The organism is Cupriavidus sp. 8B (assembly GCF_054589115.1).
Map to the genome: position 1 here is coordinate 1 of NZ_BAAILO010000411.1, position 453 is coordinate 453.

At 62.0% G+C, this 453-nt stretch carries 1 pseudogene; it reads right to left on the reverse strand.

The window, feature by feature from the left end:
• A pseudogene (locus ACYP5B_RS38680) lies at nt 1-318 on the reverse strand (transposase); the annotation flags it as partial.
• Nucleotides 319-453 lie beyond the last annotated feature (135 nt).

The following is a 453-nucleotide window of genomic DNA, read 5'->3' on the forward strand; positions in this document are numbered from 1 at the left end:
CAGGTCCAGATGGCCGTGCCGTTCCATGGCATCAACCAACGTCGGGATCAACGCCTTCAGGCGCTTGCCGCAGACCCTGTCGGCCGCTTCCCACAAGACCGTCAACGCCTGGCGTACTGCCTCGTCGTACAGCCGGTTGCGTTCGCGCGTCGCCTTCGTTGCCGCGGAGGATCCCTGCTGCCGCAGCAGCCGGATGGCGTGCTTGCGGTGATACCCAGTCAGGGCCACGAACTCATCGAGAATCGTGATCCGGTCACCGAACGCTGCGCTGCGATACCGCACTCGCAGCGCTTCGACCAACTCCTTGCGTGTCGTCATGCTGATTTGCCTCGTCACGTTGCGCTGCTCCCGCCGGACAATCCGACTGGTAGCAAACTACGTGAGGCAACAGGTCAGCACGGGTTGCAGTTCTGATGAGTCAATGCGCCGGCCAAGATGTTTGTCGGTAAACCG